Annotated in this window: 10 protein-coding genes; 7 read left to right on the top strand and 3 right to left on the bottom strand. The window is 37.2% G+C overall.

All coding sequences use genetic code 11. From position 1 onward, the window contains the following. The 3 genes from FJR05_RS15180 to FJR05_RS15170 form a co-directional block, all read right to left on the bottom strand. Positions 1 to 1,353, bottom strand: a complete 1,353-nt coding sequence (locus FJR05_RS15180) for a polyketide synthase (protein WP_168644864.1) — start codon at positions 1,351 to 1,353, stop codon at positions 1 to 3. A 239-nt stretch (positions 1,354 to 1,592) separates the two neighbouring features. Further along, positions 1,593 to 3,323: an SDR family NAD(P)-dependent oxidoreductase gene (locus FJR05_RS15175; RefSeq protein WP_168644863.1), complete on the bottom strand. Its 1,731-nt coding sequence runs from the start codon at positions 3,321 to 3,323 to the stop codon at positions 1,593 to 1,595. Between the two features lie 190 nt (positions 3,324 to 3,513). Beyond that, the gene (locus tag FJR05_RS15170; RefSeq protein WP_168644862.1) at positions 3,514 to 8,934 is read right to left on the bottom strand and encodes a type I polyketide synthase; all 5,421 of its coding nucleotides are present in this window, start codon (positions 8,932 to 8,934) and stop codon (positions 3,514 to 3,516) included. 1,620 nt (positions 8,935 to 10,554) lie between these two features. Here FJR05_RS15170 and FJR05_RS15165 point away from each other — a divergent pair. The 7 genes from FJR05_RS15165 to FJR05_RS15135 all read left to right on the top strand — a co-directional run bounded on the left by FJR05_RS15165 (position 10,555) and on the right by FJR05_RS15135 (position 18,739). Further along, positions 10,555 to 11,766: an ABC exporter membrane fusion protein gene (locus tag FJR05_RS15165; RefSeq protein ID WP_168644861.1), complete on the top strand. Its 1,212-nt coding sequence runs from the start codon at positions 10,555 to 10,557 to the stop codon at positions 11,764 to 11,766. Between the two features lie 102 nt (positions 11,767 to 11,868). Then, positions 11,869 to 13,047: an ABC transporter permease DevC gene (gene devC, locus FJR05_RS15160; RefSeq protein WP_168644860.1), complete on the top strand. Its 1,179-nt coding sequence runs from the start codon at positions 11,869 to 11,871 to the stop codon at positions 13,045 to 13,047. A 195-nt stretch (positions 13,048 to 13,242) separates the two neighbouring features. Further along, the gene (locus FJR05_RS15155) at positions 13,243 to 14,247 is read left to right on the top strand and encodes an NAD(P)-dependent oxidoreductase (protein WP_168644859.1); all 1,005 of its coding nucleotides are present in this window, start codon (positions 13,243 to 13,245) and stop codon (positions 14,245 to 14,247) included. Between the two features lie 24 nt (positions 14,248 to 14,271). Continuing rightward, a complete protein-coding gene (locus tag FJR05_RS15150; RefSeq protein WP_168644858.1) occupies positions 14,272 to 15,234 on the top strand; it encodes a glycosyltransferase family 2 protein in 963 nt (320 codons plus the stop codon). A 101-nt stretch (positions 15,235 to 15,335) separates the two neighbouring features. After that, a complete protein-coding gene (locus FJR05_RS15145) occupies positions 15,336 to 15,803 on the top strand; it encodes a DUF2141 domain-containing protein (RefSeq protein WP_168644857.1) in 468 nt (155 codons plus the stop codon). Between the two features lie 116 nt (positions 15,804 to 15,919). Beyond that, positions 15,920 to 17,179: a glycosyltransferase family 2 protein gene (locus tag FJR05_RS15140; protein WP_168644856.1), complete on the top strand. Its 1,260-nt coding sequence runs from the start codon at positions 15,920 to 15,922 to the stop codon at positions 17,177 to 17,179. Between the two features lie 303 nt (positions 17,180 to 17,482). Further along, positions 17,483 to 18,739, top strand: a complete 1,257-nt coding sequence (locus FJR05_RS15135; RefSeq protein ID WP_168644855.1) for a glycosyltransferase — start codon at positions 17,483 to 17,485, stop codon at positions 18,737 to 18,739. Positions 18,740 to 18,944 lie beyond the last annotated feature (205 nt).

Raw genomic sequence — 18,944 nt, 5'->3', positions numbered from 1 at the left:
TTACTTCCCCTGTTCTAGAATGATATGAGAGTTTGTTCCACCAAAACCAAACGCACTTAAAGCTACTCTTTTAGTTCCTTGACTCGGCCATTTTGTAGGCGTTTTGACAATGTTTTGTGGAGAGATAACATTGTTTTCTGAACCTATAGGTTGAGTCACATTAATAGTTGGAGGAATAACGCCATGAGACATACTTAAAATTGTCTTGGTTATGCCTACCATGCCAGCAGCTACAAGTAAATGACCAACATTTGTTTTTGTTGAACCTACTAATGGTGCTGCTTGATATGGACTAAAAAATTCTTCAATTGAGTTGCATTCTGTGGTATCTCCCAATAGAGTGCCGGTTGCATGACACTCTAAATAATCAATAGTTTGGGGGTTAAGTTTAGCTTCAGAATAAGCTCTTTGATATGCCAAAGTTTGCCCTTGAGGATTAGGACTAAGAAGATGTTTTCCTTTACCATCATTAGATAGTCCATTACCACAAATTGTTGCCAGTATTTTGTCTCCGTCTCTAACAGCATCACTGTATCTTTTGAGCATTACCATTCCTATGCCTTCGGAGGTAATTAACCCGCGTGATGATTTATCAAGAGGACGACTAATGCCATTATCTGGATATCCTTGAATACCAGAAAATAACATTCTGACAAACAACGGATCTGAACAACTAATAGCACCAGCTAACATTAAATCAGCTTTGCCAGATTGTAGATAATGAGATGCTAATTTAATGGCATAAAATGATGAGGAACAAGCAGCATCTATACAGAAATTGGTAGCAGATAGAGAAAATGCTTTGGAAACTATGGCAGCGGGTAAACCGGAAACCATAGCATTGTATGGAGAGACTTTTGTAGAGGTTGATAAACCTCCTAAATGAAAGTCTTTTTCCTGTAATAGTTCACCAATTGCAGGTTGAATATTTTGCTGATAAATAGGAGCAAATAATTGATTAGAAGCTTTGGTTGGTAATCCTAAAGCTCCTAAAATTACGCCACATTTGGCAAGTGCAGTTTGATTTCCCCAATAGCCACTTTGAATGATGGCTTGTTTGGCAGCGTACAATGACCATTTAAAGGTATTATCTAAGCTTTCAAGAAATGCCGCAGGTAAGTTATACTCGTTGGCATCAAATTTGAAGTCGCGGATAAATCCACCTTTTTGAAAGTAGAATTTTTCCGGTTTACCTTTATTTGGATTGTAGAATATAGCGGGATCTATTCCCAAATCCGCTACGGTTATGGATGATGTGGAATCTTTTTCTGCGGTGAGATTCTGCCAAAATTCTTCAGGATTATTAGCATCGGGAAATAGGCAAGATAACCCGATGATTGCTATTTTTTCCACTTTTGAAATCCTCATTGGGGGATGAGGGAAGGAGATATTATTTACTCTTTTCCCTATGTTATTTAGGATTTACGCGATTCCCCAATGTTTACGGATTTATGGACGCAGGAGGATAATTAAGATGAAATGAACCACGAAGGGACGAAGGACACGAAGGAAGAAAAGAAGAAGAAGGAAGATAGGAAATTGTAGGTTGGGTTGACAGAAGGAAACCAAACAAGGTTTTGGAATTTAGATTTTTACTTTTTATTTAACATTTTCATTGGCCAAATTACGGCTTTTGCTCCTAAGATTTTGGAGTAGATTTTTCCTTCACGATTGTGAATAATGAAGTTGACTGTTGCACCTGTGTCGGTTTTGGCTATGATTTCACAGGAAACATAAAAGGGGACGTTAAATGGTACTGCTAGATACTGTTCACAGTATGTTAATTGTCCTGGTAAACAAACTTCTTTATGGATGTAATTTAACCACAACCATAATGTTTGGGTACTCAAGTCAATGATATAAGGGTTATGCCATTTAACAGGAAATTGTCCTTGTTCTTTGGCTGTGATTTCTTGCCAACAACATTCGGCTGTGAGTTTTTCTGGACTAATATTTAAGATTTTGGTAATTTTTTGGAATGCAGGACCATGAAAGAGGGATAAGTCACCATTTTGATAGAAGTCTTTGGCTGTATCAGTGACGATATTATCTTCTCTGAGATCCATTGCTTCATAAATGGGTGCTGCTGGCATATTTTTTACCAGTTTTATCAAAGAACTAAAGTGATAATGAGTTCTACCTTCGGGGGTTTTGCTCAATATTTTGGTCTGAAATTCGACAAAATCACCATCAACTTTGGCAACTTCTTTTAGTTCTAGAATATGTTCTTCAGCTAAGGTAGAATTAAAGGTTATGCCTTTTAAAACTTTGAAGTCTTGGCAACTAAAATATGTGTACCCTGGATAAAGTTCTTCACAGCCATTTACCATCCATGATTTAGCACAGGTGGCTGGTAATACTGGTGAACCTGCAATTGTATGATCGTGTAAAAAGGGGTTTTCTGCTAATGTCATTCGTCTGCGAATGCGATAGCTGCGAAGTTCTGAACCTAAAGGAGCAGGTGGTAGTTTCATGGGACTACCAATGACAACTTGTGGATAATCTTGATAGGCTGGATGTAGTTCATTAACTAACATTTGTGTACCAATTTCTACGGGAATAATACTAATTCCTCTTTCTGCAAATGCTTTTTTTAATTGTGGTGTCACCATGCCACTATCCCAACCACCCCAGTTAATTGCGACTACATGACAATTGGGGTTATATTGTTTCATCAAATGGGCTGATTTACTGAGAATTTCGTTCGCTATGGCATAATCACTTTGACCGATATTACCATAAAATCCAGTCACGGAAGAAAACAATACTAAATGTTGTAATTGCTGGGGATTAACGCAACTGAGCAAATTTTCTAAACCCTGAACTTTAGCTGTGTAAACTTTCTCAAAATCATCTTCTGTCTTTTTTTCAATTAACTTATCGGCTAAGTTACCAGCACCGTGAATAATTCCGGTAATTTGACCAACTTTTTCAGAAATTTCCTGAAGTTTCACTTTTAAATTTACAGTATCAGTGACATCAACACTGATATATTCAGCCGTTCCTCCTGCGGCTTCAATAGCTGCTAAAGTCTTCTTAATTTCTCGACTAGAATTAATTTGGTTAAATATCTTTTGTACCATCATGGGAGTTGGTTTCTCACCTTGAGAAATCAAATTTTCCATAATGCGCTTTTTCAAAGCCGAATCTTCCAAACAATCACGAACATATTCCGGTTCTGTGGTAATTTCAGAACGACCTAAAAGAATAAACTTACAACCTTGTTGTTGAGCTAATTTAATAGTACATTGAGCAGTGATTCCCTTTGCACCACCACTGACAACAAAGACAGAAGATGGGCTAACTTGAACAGTTGCAGTCATAAATCCTCTCGCAAAAAATCAAAATATCAAAAATCAACTAGAATCCAAATCTAAGAAATTATCTCTCGTCTTTCTTTCTTCTTTTCTTCCTTCGTGTCCTTCGTACCTTCGTGGTTCATTTAATCCATATTCTCCTAAAAAGAAGAAAATAATTGTTGAAATAGTGGGTAATTAATACCCACCATATAGATTATTCAGCCTTAGCTACCAGCGTTACCCGCCCTTGCTCACCATAACCAACTTCGCCAATATAGCGATTAGAATCGTGCAATTCAGCAACGATATATTGGGCAGATTCGTGAGGATCTAAACTAGGATTAAGGTCAATTGCTCGGAAGAATACCTGTGGCCATTCCCAGCGCAAACTTTTTGTTAAACCAAACAAACCGGCAGCGATCGCACTAAAATTAGTTTGATGTCCTAAACCAAATTCACCGTCAAGATGGGCAACTGTACAAAAACTGGTTCTTCCTGGTAAAGATGCGGCATTATTCAAAGTTGCTTTCAGATGTTTAGCCATTAAAAACACTTGTTTAAGAATCGCCTTTTCTGCTTCGGGGTAGGAAATATGTCCAGGTTTTTCCGGTGTAAATTGAGGGTGCAGGTGAATGAATGCCCCAATCGCTCCGTGTTTAGTAGTCACACTTTGCAATAATAATTGCAGATGTTGTTCACTCATGTTTGCCAAAGTTACGCGGGTAACACCTGCGGGTAATGGCAATTGCTCGGAAACTAACGATTGGGGGAAACTCAAAACTACAACTTTCCAACCTTGTTCTAGTAGTGCGTGGGCTAGTTTGGTGGTAGTTAAAGAACCATCATCTGTAATTAAACCAATGTGTCCTTCTGGTAACTGCGCTTCTAAAAAATCTGGTCTGGGTAAGGTTTTAAGTTGAGCCGGACGACGGGGAAGATTAGGGTCTACTATCGGTGGCGGGGTGAGGTCAACCACCTCTGGGCGGGGAGACCCCGCCCCTACGGCGGGTGGGATGAGGTCAACTACCGGGTTAACATCAATGTGCGGCTTTTTTTTTTCACCTCCCACCAGTGATTGGAGGTAGTTAACGATTTGCCCGATTGTCCGTAGGTCGCCTAATTCTTCTATATTGGGTTTGGGTAAGTCAGGATACGCTTCCTGCATTGCTCCGAGTATTTCTACCCGTTTGATGGAATCTATCCCTAAGTCGGCTTCCATGTCCATGTCCAGTTCTAGCATTTCGACTGGATAACCTGTTTTTTCACTGGTGATGTTTAACAGGGTTTGTCCTAAATCTTGGTACTGGGGACTGGGGACTGGGGACTGGGGACTGGAAACTGGTATTACTTCCTCTATCAACTGTGTTTGAGGAATGATAACTGGTTCGGGCGCTACTTCCTCTATTACCTGGGTGGGAACTTGAGGAATGATAGCGGGTTCAGGTGCGATTTTTGCTGTTACCTGTTGTTGTCCTTGCAGATATTCGACAACTTGACCAATGGTACGTTTTTCTGCTAGTTCTTCGAGGTTGGGTTTAGGCAAGTTGGGGTATAATTCCTGCAATCCTCCCAGAATTTCTACTCGTTTAATGGAGTCAATTCCTAAGTCTGCTTCCATGTCCATATCGAGTTCTAGCATTTCGATAGGATAACCAGTTTTTTCGCTGGTGATACTTAATAGATTGTTAGCTAGATCATCCAGATTTAAATTGCTGGTTACAGGTGTGGGTTCTGGGATAAATGCAACTGGGGACTGGGGAATAATAATTGGTTCAGGTTCAATGACTGGTGCTGCAATTACAGGTTCTGCAACTTCAATTACTGGGAGAATAGGTGCTGCAATTTGAACTTTTGGCTCAATTACTGGTAATGGTTGAGGGGGAATAATGGTGACTGTGGGAGGGACAGGTGCTTCTTCTGGAGTAACACTAATATTGACGGGTGCTGCTTCTTGGGTGTCAGAAATAAGTTGAGAATATTCTTCTTGAATGAGTTGGAAAAAGTGTTTGGTATATTCTATTTGTTCCCGCAAATATTGTTCATGAATACGTAGGGTTTCACCTTGTTGGGAATGAAACTGAATCATACTCCGCTCTAAGCTTTCCATGATCACTTGCTTAATTTGAGCGGCTTCAGTGGAAGATTTAGCATTAGCAAATAAGGTGTTTTGCTGCTGCATTAATTGGAAGAAGGTTTTGGCGTATTCTATTTGATGGTTGAGATATGTGCTGTGAACTTCTAAATTCTCGCTTTGGTTGTGCTGGAACTGGCTCAGAAGTTGTTCTAAGCTGGTGAGAATTTGTTGACAATTTACAAGTTTATCTGGTGTTTGCATCTTCTCTATGGATTGCTGTGCGAACAACTCTGGGACGGGTTCTTTGATGATGGTTGCAGTAGTAGTCATTTGTGGCTGTAACTGGGTTTCAATGAGGGGTTGTTTTTTATGTCCGTTACCGTTGCCGTTATGTCCGTTGGTTGGGGGAATTTTGGCAATTACAGGGGTTTCTATTTCGGAAATATGGGGTGTGATTTCGGAAATATTGGGCGCGATTTCGGAAATATTGGGCGCGGGCCCCGCGCCCCTACTGATTTTGTGTCCGTCCTGTAAGGCTGCGGTGAAGGCGTTTTTGGTTTTGTCGGAAATGTAGTTGATGCCAGTTAGTTTGACGCTGAGGGTCTTTTTGGTGGAAACGGGGGGAAGTACGGCAGGAAGTTTATAGGGGTCAAGATTGCCCAAATTCATGCCAATGACGCGCAATTGAACGGCGGCTTCTCTGAGAGAGCGATCGCTGTTTTTGGAAGCACTGGGATTGAGAGATATGGTAAGATGGGGGCGATCGCCTAAAATATCTTTTACCAAGTTACTCAACACCCGTTTTGGTCCAAATTCTACGAAGCAATAACCACCAGCCCCATAGATATTTTCAATCTCTTGTTTAAACAACACAGAACTAGCCAAATGGCTTTCTAAGTTCTTTTGAATTGCTGCTGCATTTTGCGGATACTGTTTACCAGTGACATTACTAAAAACCGGAATTTGGGGATTTTGGAAAGTTACCGATTTAGTTGCAATAGCGAAAGATTTTTGTGCAAAGGCAATCAACGGAGTATGAAAAGCCGCAGAAACAGGTAATAAAACCGCACTGTATCCTAATTTTTGGCAAGCAGCTTGGATTTTCTCAATTTCCAGTTTTGGACCCGCTAAAACAATTTGGGTAGGAGAATTAAAGTTAGCAATACTTACTTTTGGAAACTGCTTCAGCAGCGGTTCAATCTTGCTGATATCTTCCTTCACCGCCAACATACTACCAGCATCATGATCCGGGTCTTTGGGTGCAGCCATAGCCTGTCCCCTAGCCTTCACCAGGAACAAATAATCAGCCTCACTCAACACTCCAGCCGCCCATAAAGCCGTTAATTCACCAAAACTATGTCCAGCGGCGAAATCTGCCTTAAACCCAGCTTGTTGCAAAATTCCATACAAACCAGAACTAAAAACGCCAATTGCCGGCTGTGCATATTCCGTTCTTTGCAAAGTTGCAACTTGGGCTTTTTTCTCAACTTCATCAAAAGTAGAACGAGGAAAAACCACTTCAGAAACCGGTTGCAAATTACCCTGCTTGAACAGATGATCCATCTTCCCATATAACTGTCGCAAGCTAGGGAAATTCATCACCGCTTCTCGTCCCATTTCCAAGTATTGAGAACCTTGTCCAGAGAATAAAGCAACAACTTTTCCACCCAAATCCATGCCAGCAGAACGGTAATAAATACCTTGAGGATGTTCCCAAGAAATTGCATCAGGCTTACTTTTTAATAAACCAATTCCCACTTCCAGCAACTTACAAGCTTCTTGTAAATTCTCAGATACAAATCCAATTCTGACCGCAGTTTTGGGAATAGTTAGAGATTGACAATCTAACAATAATTGAGAATAGGATCTTTCCCCATCATCAACTTGCAAATTATTTAAAGTTGCTTCTAACTTGCTAATTAATTCCCCGTGAGTAGTACCAAAAAACAGCACCTCACCCGCAGCACCATGTAAACGATAGGAACTTTGTTGTTCCGGTTCGTATTCTTCCAAAACAACGTGGTAATTTGTGCCACCAAAACCAAAGGCACTCACACCTGCCCGTCGAGGAGTTTCACCTTCTGCCTTTATCCAAGGTCTAGTTTGAGTATTTAGATAAAAGGAAGAATTTTCAATATCTAATTTGGGATTTGGTTCAGTAATATTGATAGTTGCTGGTAATACTTTGTGATGCAATGCTAGGGCAGTTTTAATTAAACTAGCAGTACCAGCAGCGGCTTTTGTATGTCCAATTTGGGACTTCACACTTCCCAAAGCAATATGTTGTTTTTGGCTGTCAAATTTCCCAAAGAAATCCTGCAAAGAACTAAATTCTATAGGATCTCCAGCCATCGTTCCCGTACCATGTGCCTCCATTAAACCCACAGTTGCCGGAGAAAAACCAGCATCATCATAAGCCCGTTCTAAAGCCTTAACTTGTCCTTCTTTTCGAGGGGCATAAATACTCTTATAACGCCCATCACTAGAAGTCCCAATCCCCTTAATCACCGCATAGACTTTATCCCCATCTTTTTGGGCATCTTCTAACCGTTTGAGAAGAATCATCCCAATCCCTTCACCTAACATCATTCCATCGGATTTAGCATCAAATGGTTTAACATTATCGCTAGGAGTAACCGCTGGAGTTTTGCTAAAGGAAATGTAAGCCATGATTGTGTTATCGGTGTCTACCCCACCGGTTAACATCATATTGCTACGATGTTCAACTAATTCACTAATGGCCATTTTTAATGCCCCAAAGGAACTAGCACAAGCCGCATCAACTACACAGTTTGTACCGCCAAAATTGAGACGGTTAGCAATTCTGCCAGCAACCACATTTGCTAACATTCCAGGGAAAGCATTTTCATCCCATTTCACATAGGCAGATTTGATTTTATCAACGATTTTTTTAGTATCTTCGTCAGATAAACCACTACTTTTCAGCACCTTTTCCCAAATTGGATATTCTAATCTGGCAGCTAATGGCATTCCCAATTGTTTACCCATAGCTACACCCAGAATTACACCAATATTTTCACGGCTAAATTCACGGGAGTTGCCATAACCAGCATCTTCCATTGTTTCTTTAGCAACTACCAAACTCAATAGTTGTGAAACATCTGTAACTTCTAAAATGCTGGGAGGTATGCCAAATTCCATCGGATTAAAATCAACTTCAGGAATAAACCCACCACGTTTACAATAGGTTTTATCTTCTGCTGTTCTCGGATTAGGATCATAGTAATCTTCTACACTCCAATGGCTAGAAGGAACATCCGTAATACAGTCAATTTTATTAACAATATTTTGCCAGTAATCCCTTAATGTTCTCGACTGAGGCATTAAGGAAGCCATGCCAATAATAGCTATAGGAGTTGTGTGCAGTTTTCTATTAATTTCTTTAGTTGACATGGAATTTATCGAATTTTCTAAGTTACCTGAATTCATTTTTCCTTCCTCTATAAACTTCAGCACAGCCTGTTCAAAACTATTAATTTGGGCTTCTAATTCCGTCAAAGAACTTTTTATGGTGTCTATCTTTTGAGGGGGGCAAGACATAGGGCATAGACTAATTTTGAGTACCGTGAATTGTGCAGCAGACTATTAACAGATAATTAATTATCCAATCTGCATTCGTGCGTGCCGCAGGTAAGTTTAAATGCTTGACTTGACAAATTTTTGAGTATTTCTTGGATATTTTTCCACAATTTTAGAACCTTGTATTTATGAATAAATACTAGAAAATACTCGACTTGTGAATATAGGGGTATGCAATTGAATCAGATACATTCAGCAAATCATAAAGTCCGTAGGGGCGCAGGGCCTGCGCCCTCAATTATATTGCACCAACCATGATTACCGCGATAAAAAGTGTCAATTACATTGTGAGAATAACTGGCAAAAGGACATACTTAAACTGAAGTGGTTTTATCTCGTATTCATTCAATGTTTTACCTATTGGATAACAATGTTGTGTATGTTGATATAGAAATTGCCAGTTTTTAAAGTCCAGGATAACCTATTTTAGATGATTAGACTCATAAAAGCTGCCAAAATCGTTACAAAAATAATAAGCACTCTGTGGAGAATTTTGTGAATAGTCAAAAAATACTTAAACAGTTTTTCAATTATCTAGTAGTTGCTAACTTAGTGAGATTCAAAACCCCGGTTTATTAAAGAATAGGTTTTGTTTCTTTAGGCAATCCTACTATAAATAACTGAATGGATTTTAGTATTTCTTCTGTTAATGGAAATCAAATCAACAATTTATTTTTCATCTATAAATGTTGAATTAATAAAAAGACTAGCACAATTTATGAAAACAGAATAGTTCATTTTTGCTAATTTTTGAGAGAAAATATTTGTCAAATTACCTCATTATCAATAAAACATAACTAGCCAAGTATATTCCAGAACTATATTTATCCATAGCATATCCTGAGTAATTACGGATTTAACATCAATCTTGGCTTGATCATTCAAGGGTTGTAGTTAAATTGCCTTATAAGTAACTAATCAACAAATACACACAGGAAACATTTGAACATAATTGGGTCTTTTTTGAGCAAACTATCATAATCAAGTCTTTGTTTTTGATGAATTTATAAGATAACTTACCTTTTCTAGATAATTGGTTATTTATAAACCAAACATTAATTTATGGGATGTTGATCATTAACCTATAAACATATCAATTGTGATGAAATATGGACAATTGACACCTATTTACGATAATTTGCTAAAAAAAGTACAGATTTTAAAATTAATTTATGAGTAATTAAATATAGTATCTAGTCAACGATTTTATTAATCTGAATAACTAAATTTAGTTGACAATATCAAAGTTATTTGGGATAATCATAGGTAAGTTTATTGATTTACCTAAGTTATTAGCATCATCACAACTTGGGCAGTGCAGATTTTTATTTCTCCTTAAAGCTATCGTATTTTAGGCTACTTAATGAAATAGCAACTCAACATAAAATTGATAGCATGGCGTGGCATAAGCCATAGATAATTGGCAGTAAAAAACCGCTAATTTGGGTATTTATAACAGCTAAAATGCCGACAACAATTCATACATAAATAACTAGACATATCTCTTCTCTAAAAGCCACAGAGAATAGGTCTATAAACATGACAAGTATTTTTCCGAAATAATACCATTGGAATAAAAATATGGCAGTAAATAAAGAACGCCAACTATTCAATCTGACTGCATTAAAATGGAGAATAATTCTGGCAACTTCTCTAACTTTCTCTGCGGGTTTAGTATCTTTATACATTTTCCATCAATTAAAGATAAATTCTCAAAATCAAACTCCTGCTGTTAGTTCCGTTATTAAATCTCAAACCACTCCTGTTAAAGTTGCCGTAACTGCTTTAGGTAGGTTACAACCACAAGACAAAATTACTTATTTATCTGCCCCTAATTCTATCAATGGTGTTCGCGTAGAAAAACTATTGGTCAAAGAAGGGGATGATGTTAAAAAAGGACAAGTATTAGCCTATCTAGAAAACTATGCTCGTTCTCAAGCAGCTATCCAACAAGCATTTGATAAATTATTAATTGCCAGAACCAAACTTGCACAGGTACAAGCTGGAGCAAAAACTGGAGATATCAATGCTCAAAAAGCTGCAATTACCAGATTAAATTCCCAATTAAAAGGAGATATTGCGGCTCAAGCAGCAACAATCAACCGTATTAAAGCTGAAGTCGAAAATGCTCAAAAAGAGAGCGACAGATATCAACAATTATCAGAAGCTGGTGCTGTTTCTGCTTCTGTTACTGATAGTAAAAAGTTAGTTCTCAAAACCACACAACAGCAGTTAAAAGAAGCCGAAGCTACTCTCAAACGTACCCAAGACACTTTACAAGATCAACTTAAAGAAGGAAAATTCAAACTTAATAGTATTAAAGAAGTCAGGGCTGTAGATGTAGAGTTAGCCAAAAGTGAAGTGAAGAGTGCCGAAACTGCAATTAAACAAGCAAAAGCTGACCATGATTTAACTTATATTACTTCTACCATAGACGGCACAATTTTAAGAATTCACACCAAAAATGGCGAAGTAATTGGTACTGCTGGTTTTGCTGAAATTGGTAATACATCAAAAATGCAGGTTCTAGCAGAAGTATATCAAACCGATATTCAAAATGTCCGAGTTGGACAAAAAGCTATCATTACCAGCACTACATTTCCTGGCAAATTACAAGGAACTGTGAGAAAAGTTGGTTGGCAAGTTGATAAACAAGGCATCTTTAGTATTAATCCCAATTCTGACGCAGACCGGAGAGTAATTGAAGTCAAAATATCTATTGATGATCCCACTGATAGTCAAAAAATATCTCGTTTAACTAACTTACAAGTTGATGTTGCTATCCAGATTTAGTCATTGGTCATTGGTCATTGGTCATTGGTCATTGGTTATTAGTGATTAGTTATTTTCTAAAACTGACAACTGACCACTGACAACTAACAAATAACAAATAATATGAATATCAAAATTCCTTTAGGGTGGCTACAGCTTGCCCAACAGAAACTTCGTTTTGTGATAGCTGTAGCCGGAATTGGCTTCATTGTGCTGTTAATGTTCATCCAACTTGGTTTCCAAGATGCACTATATTCTAGCGCCACAGCACTACATCAACGATTGCACGGTGATTTATTTTTAGTTAGTTCTCAATATAAATCGTTGACAGCAATTCAAAGTTTTTCTCGCACTCGATTATACCAAACTTTAGGTTTTGATGGTGTGGATTCTGTTAGTTCAATTTATTTGCAATTTGCAAAATTAAAAAATCCTGTCAGCGGCGAAAAATATTCAATTTATGTTATTGGTTTTGACCCTGGAAAAACTGTCCTAGATATTCCAGAAGTCCAACAAAATTTGGATAAACTCAAAATTTCTGATGTTATGCTCTTTGATAGAGATGCCCGTCCAGAATTTGGCCCAATAGCAGAATTATTTAATCAAGGAAATATTGAACAACCAATTGAAATCTTTCCCTTTGATGCTGTCAAAGGTTATCGAGTAAGAGTAGGTGGTTTATTTAGTTTAGGTCCGTCCTTTGGTGTTGATGGTAATTTAATTGTGAGTGATTCAACTTTTTTAAGAATCAACCCTAATAGCCGTCCAGTTGAAAAAATAGATATGGGAGTGATTAAACTCAAAGATGGTGCGGATATAAAACAGGTTTTAGCAAATTTAAAAGCCAATCTACCAAATGATGTAAATATCTTCACTCGTCAAGAATTCATTGCTTTTGAAAGAGAATATTGGTCAGTGAGAACCCCTATTGGTTTTATTCTCAATTTGATGCTAATTATGGCTTCTGTTGTCGGTGTGGTAATTGTTTATCAAATTTTGTATAGCAATATTGCTACTCAATTTATTGCCTATGCAACTTTAAAAGCTATTGGTTATGCTAATGGATATTTATTGAATGTGGTTTTTCAACAAGCAATAATCTTAGCTCTATTAGGTTACATTCCTGGTTTTATTGTTTCTATTGGTTTATATGATTTTGCTATGAAAGCAACTAAATTACCCATCATGATGACAAGTAATAATGCCTTACTTGTTTTAGTATCTACAGTCTTAATTTGCATTACTTCTGGAGCGTTAGCTATTAATAAACTCCGTTCTGCTGATCCGGCTGATAGTTTCTAGGAAGTTGTTGCATCTTAAATTCATCAACTTCTGCTAAATATTTAGCAAATTAACACCAACTAAAGATAGAAGTTTAATGTTATTCACAACGGTAAAATGCTTTTGCAAATACAACAGTTCATAGTTGCATTTGATGGCAATTTTTCAACTTAGATCGTACAACTTTTTCATTACTAAACACCTATCTACATCCCCATGAACTTACAAAATAAAACTCTGCTAATTACTGGAATTGATGAATTTATTGGCCTACGTGCAGCCGAATTAGCTGTAGCGCAAGGCATGAAAGTTAAAGGTATCCAAAGTTCTCCAGTTAAAGATCAAACAGTCCAAAAATTAGGTGTAGAAATTTTTGTTGGGAATATCACTGACCCGGCAATTTGCTCGAAAGCTTGTCAGGGGGTAGATATAGTTTTACATAACGCTCAATTTGCCGAAGAAGCCGGGGATATTAAGCATTTTCGAGAAATAAATGTTAGCGGTACAATGAACATTGCTAAGGCTGCTAAACAAGCTGGTGTTAAGACATTTGTTCATCTTTCTACTGCCTTAGTATATGGATTTGATTACTCAGATAAAGTCACCGAATCAGGTGTACTGTCTGGGGAAAATAATGCTTATTGTCAAACAAAAATTGAAGCAGAAATCGAAGTTTTAAAACTTAATAATGCTCCAGAATTTGGAGTAATTGTGATTCGGGCTGGTGATGTTTATGGGCCAGGAAGTCTGCCTTGGATTATCCGCCCAATTCACATGATGAGACAAAAATTATTTGCCTATGCTAATGAAGGCAAAGGTGTGATGAATCATTTATATGTAGATAACTTAATTGATGCCATCTTTTTAGCCATAGAAAAATCGGCTTATGGAGAGGTTTTCAATATTACTGACGGGAAAGAAACTTCCTGGAAGGAGTATTTTATTCATTTAGCATCATTGGAAAATTTACCAGCACCAATGTCTTTACCTAAAGAGGAAATGAAATTGTTTCTAAAAGTGCGTCTTCAGGGGCAAAAACTATTCCGTAAAAAGGCGGATATTCTCCCAGAATCAGTTGATTTTATGAGTCGGCCCTATGCCTATTCTATTGCTAAAGCTGAAAGTGTTTTGAATTATCAAGCTAAGGTTGATTTAGCAGAAGGAATGCGCCGTACCCATGAATGGTTGCAAAAAACTGATATTCAAAAACTGATAAAATAACAACTAAATTTCAGGAATTTGTGCATGAATAACTCTCAACCAAAATTAAGCATTGGATTACCTGTATATAATGGGGAGAAATTTCTCAAAAAATGTCTAGATTCGCTATTAGCACAGACATTTTCAGATTTTGAGTTAATTATCTCGGATAACGCATCTACAGATAATACTGAGGCTATTTGTAGGACTTATGCAGCCCAAGATCAACGGATTCGTTACCATCGTAATGAAACTAATATTGGTTGTGCTTGTAATTTCAATCGTGTTTTTGAGTTATCTAACAGTGAGTATTTTAAATGGGCTGCTTATGATGATTTGCACGCCCCCAATTTTATTGAGAAATGTATGGATGTATTGGAAAAAGATCCAACATACATTTTATGTCACTCTCACACATATTTTGTTGATGAACAGGGAGAGTTTATGCAAAATTATGACATTAAACTCAATACTAATTCCCTAAAATCTCATCAAAGATTTCATGAATTACTCACTAAACATCTGTGTTATCAAATATATGGAGTTGTCCGCAGTAGTGCATTAAAAAAAATACCTCCTATGGGTGGTTATGGGAATGCAGATGGAATTTTATTATTAAGATTGGGTATGCTGGGACGATTTTATGAAATTCCAGAATATCTATTTTTTGCGAGAATCCATCCTCAACAATCGCTGAGTATGTTTTTTCCTAATTACCTGTCATTTAATAACAATAATCCCCAATATTCAGTGAATATGCTGCCTAATTTTTATGATTATGCAGTATGGTTTGATTCAACGAATAAGGGAAAAATATTGTTGCCTCATTGGCGAATTTTACGGGAATATTGGTTTTCTATTCATCATAGTCAACTTAGTTGGTATGAGCAAATTTTGTGCCATATCAGCATCGCTAAAAAGCTATCAGGTACAGAATGGCTATTAGTGAAAGATTTCTTAATAGCTGCCAAAATGTTGTTTTTGCGTAAGTTTGGTTATCAAACCTGAAGCATAGCAATATTAGCAATTCATGGGACAACAAATCATTTTTAGTAGTAAAAATCTACTATTGAATTAGTCTATACTTATTACGGGTGAAATATTGATCTATGTTGAAAATACTCCAAGTTAGTAATTTCTTGCTTGCTACTTTACTAACTATCAGCTTCACAGATATAGCCTATGCTGAATCAACAACATCTTTAACTGTGGTTGTTAATGGTATTACTAACAAAACCGGGGAAATTTGTATGAGGGTTTATAACTCTGAAAAAGGATTTCCTAATAATGCTAAAAGTGAAGTTAAAAGTGGTTGTACTAAAATTACAGGTAGTTCTATAAAGCGGGTATTTTCTGGATTAAAACCGGGAACTTATGCTGTAGCTGTAGTTGATGATCAAAATGGCGATCGCAAACTCAATAAGGACTTTTTTGGCATTCCTCAAGAAGGCTTTGGAATTTCTAAAAATCCTACTGTTTCTATCAGCACTGGCTCACCAAAGTTCAATAATTCCAGTTTCAAGGTTGACAAGAATACTACCATTAACATCTTTCTCAAATATTCTCTTGATCCCTAATTGAGAATTTGAATATTGGGCGGGGAAACCCCGCCCCTACTAACTTCTTTCTCCTTTCTTTTTTCTTCTTCCTCCTGACTCCTGACTCCTGACTCCTTTCTAAGACTATAGAAATAATGCCAGATTTTATGATATTTCTATCTAAGTCTTTGTTCGGTTGGCTGGTAATTCAAACTTGTTTAACGTTAGTATTTTTATGGTATTTACGTTCACACAAACCCCAGTCATTACCAGATGAACAATTACCAAAAACGGCAGTAATTCTCTGTTTGCGGGGTGCTGATCCTTTTTTGCCTAATTGTTTGCGATCGCTCTTACAACAAAACTATCCAAAATACGATTTAAAGCTGATCATTGATAGTAAAGAAGATCCAGCTTTTAAAATTGCCACCGAAACCATCAATCAACTGGGTGCAACTAACGTCGAGATTAGCACATTAAGAGCAGTTCGTCATAATTGTAGCCTTAAATGCAGTTCCTTAGTTCAAGCTGTTTCTGATTTAGATAATGCTTATCCAATTATAGCTTTTATAGATGCTGATACCGTAGCCCATCCTAATTGGTTACGAGAATTAGTTACCCCCCTCATTGATGATCGAGTTGGACTCACCACCGGAAATCGTTGGTATCTTCCCACCGCTAATTATTGGGGTTCATTAGTTCGCTACTCCGGTAACGTTTCCACCGTAGTGCAAATGTTTCTCTTTCAAATTCCCTGGGGTGGAACATTAGCAATCAAAACAGAAGTATTAAACCGCATCAACCTTTTAGATAAGTGGGGAGAAGTATTAACAGATGATATGCTTCTCCATAAACTTATCAAGCAAGAAAAGTTACAAATCAAATTTATTCCGTCTTTATTGATGCTAAATCGGGAAGAAAGTAGTCTACGTAACTTACTAGAATCATTAAAAAGGTTAATAATTGGTTCTAAACTTTATCATCCCCAGTGGTTAGCCATAATCAGTGAAGCATATTCTAGTATCATCGTTCCCAATGTAGTCATCATCGTTATTTTTCAGCTATTGATTGAAGCTCAATGGGACGCAGCCGCCTTGTTATTTTCCGTCTATATTTCCTACACCATTGGCTTAGTTTTACTAATGCTATTAATGGAATTTAGCATCCATCAAGTGCTGCACAATCAAGGTGAAAAAATACCCAAATTGTCGCCTTTAATCATCCTGAAAATGTTGATAGTTATTCCCCTCACACAATGGATTTACGGGTTAACAATATTATCTTCTTTGTGGGTATCAACCATTACTTGGCGGGGACTTACTTATCGCATTAAAGGGCGTGAAAACATTCGGTTAATTGAATACCGTCCTTACCAATGGCTAGATCAACCAATTGATCCCAAAGCATCTCTTTAAGTAATATTGCTCGGTTAACTAAATGTAGTAAGACTTACGCAAGTGTCACTAAAAATCTGTTGTAGGGTGCGTCAGACTGCATAAATTCTGTAAATAAACAAATTGTTGATATCTGACGCACCAATGTGCCATTTCCGTAAGTCCTGTGTAGGTTTGGTTAAGAAAACCCAACATATTTATTTAAGAGAATAGGGAAATTTTAGATTTTTTATTTCACTTCAACATCTAAAATTCCCAATTCCACAATTATTATAAACCAGCGCATCAGTAATCTATTTTTTCAGAAAATATTTCCTCAAAATCATGAAAAATAAACCTCTTCGGATCGCCTTATTTACAGGATTATATGCTCCATTTTTAACCGGAGTTTCTGTCGCCGTTCATCAACGAGTTCACTGGCTATTAAAACAAGGACATGAAGTTTTTCTAATCCACCCAGAGATAAATCATAAATATCCTAAGCAAGTAGGAAATCGTCCCATGTCGGGAATAGAAGAACTAGAAACATTTATTAATTTTTCTTCCTATTCATTTCCAACAGAACCACTGATATTTTATAAATCTTTACCCCAACCATTAAGCCATCGTCATTGGAGTGACACAAAATTACTTAATCACTTTCAACCCGATATTATTGTTGTGGAAGAAGCCCCACAAATGAGAGGTTTATATTCTGGTTTCTTACAAGGTTATGGGCGTTCTGTGGGAGTACAATATGCCAAAAAAACCAAAACACCCATTATTTCAATTTTCCATACAGATATCATTGCCTATATCCAATATTATTTCGGGAATACATTTTTCAATCTAGTTCGTCCCTTCCTCCCACTTTTAGTTAAACAATTTAGTGAAACTTACGATTTAAGTTTATTCTCTTCCCGTGAACAATTAACTAAATACCAAAAACTAAAAGCACAACGCAGCGAATATTTACCCTATCAAGGAATAGATTGCGAAAAATTTCATCCTCGCAATATTTGTTATGATCCAATTCCTAATGATAAACGCCCAACTATTTTATTTGTGGGACGTATTACCCCAGAAAAAAATGTCAATCAACTGTTAGATATTTATCCGCTTATTGCTGCCAAAATTCCCGATGTCCATTTAGTAATTGTCGGTAGCGGTCCCCTAGACGCAGAAATTCGCCGTCGGGCTGAAAAATTCCCCAATGGTGTCACCATTTGGGGTGAATCTCATGGGAAAGAACTTTTAGGTTGGTTTGCAAAAGCAGATATATTTGTCAACCCTTCTGTTACCGAAAATTTCTGTACCACAACTAACGAAGCCTTAGCTTCTGGAACTCCCGTAGTGGCTGTTGTTGCCCCTTCAACCGCTGAACAAGTCATTTCTGGTGTAAATGGTTTTTTAGCCGCACCTAATAGCCCTCAAGACTTTGCCCAAAAGGTAATTACTATTCTGGAAGATCCTGATCTGAAAAATCAATTAACTGCACAAGCACGTCCCTCGATTCTAGAATTTGATTGGTCAGCTTGTACCCAAAAGTTTGAAAATAAACTTTACGAATTAGTTAATATCCGTCGCCAGGTAGATGTCTAATTGAGAGTTGAAAAAATGCCAACTTGGCTACTGAGATAAAAAGACCTCTGCTAGAGTATTTAAGTAGTTGACCTGTGGGCTTTTAGGTTCTTAGTTTGAGATGCTGACAAGGCTATTTTGTGATCAGTTTAAAGATTGCCTACTCCAACTGATTACAATATTGCTATTGTTCTCAATCGTTCCTAAAACTCTTTATACCTCAGAA

The organism is Dolichospermum sp. UHCC 0259, from assembly GCF_009711935.1.
GTDB lineage: Bacteria > Cyanobacteriota > Cyanobacteriia > Cyanobacteriales > Nostocaceae > Dolichospermum.
Note: the sequence above shows the minus strand (reverse complement) of the source record. Positions and strands in the feature narration are given on the sequence as shown.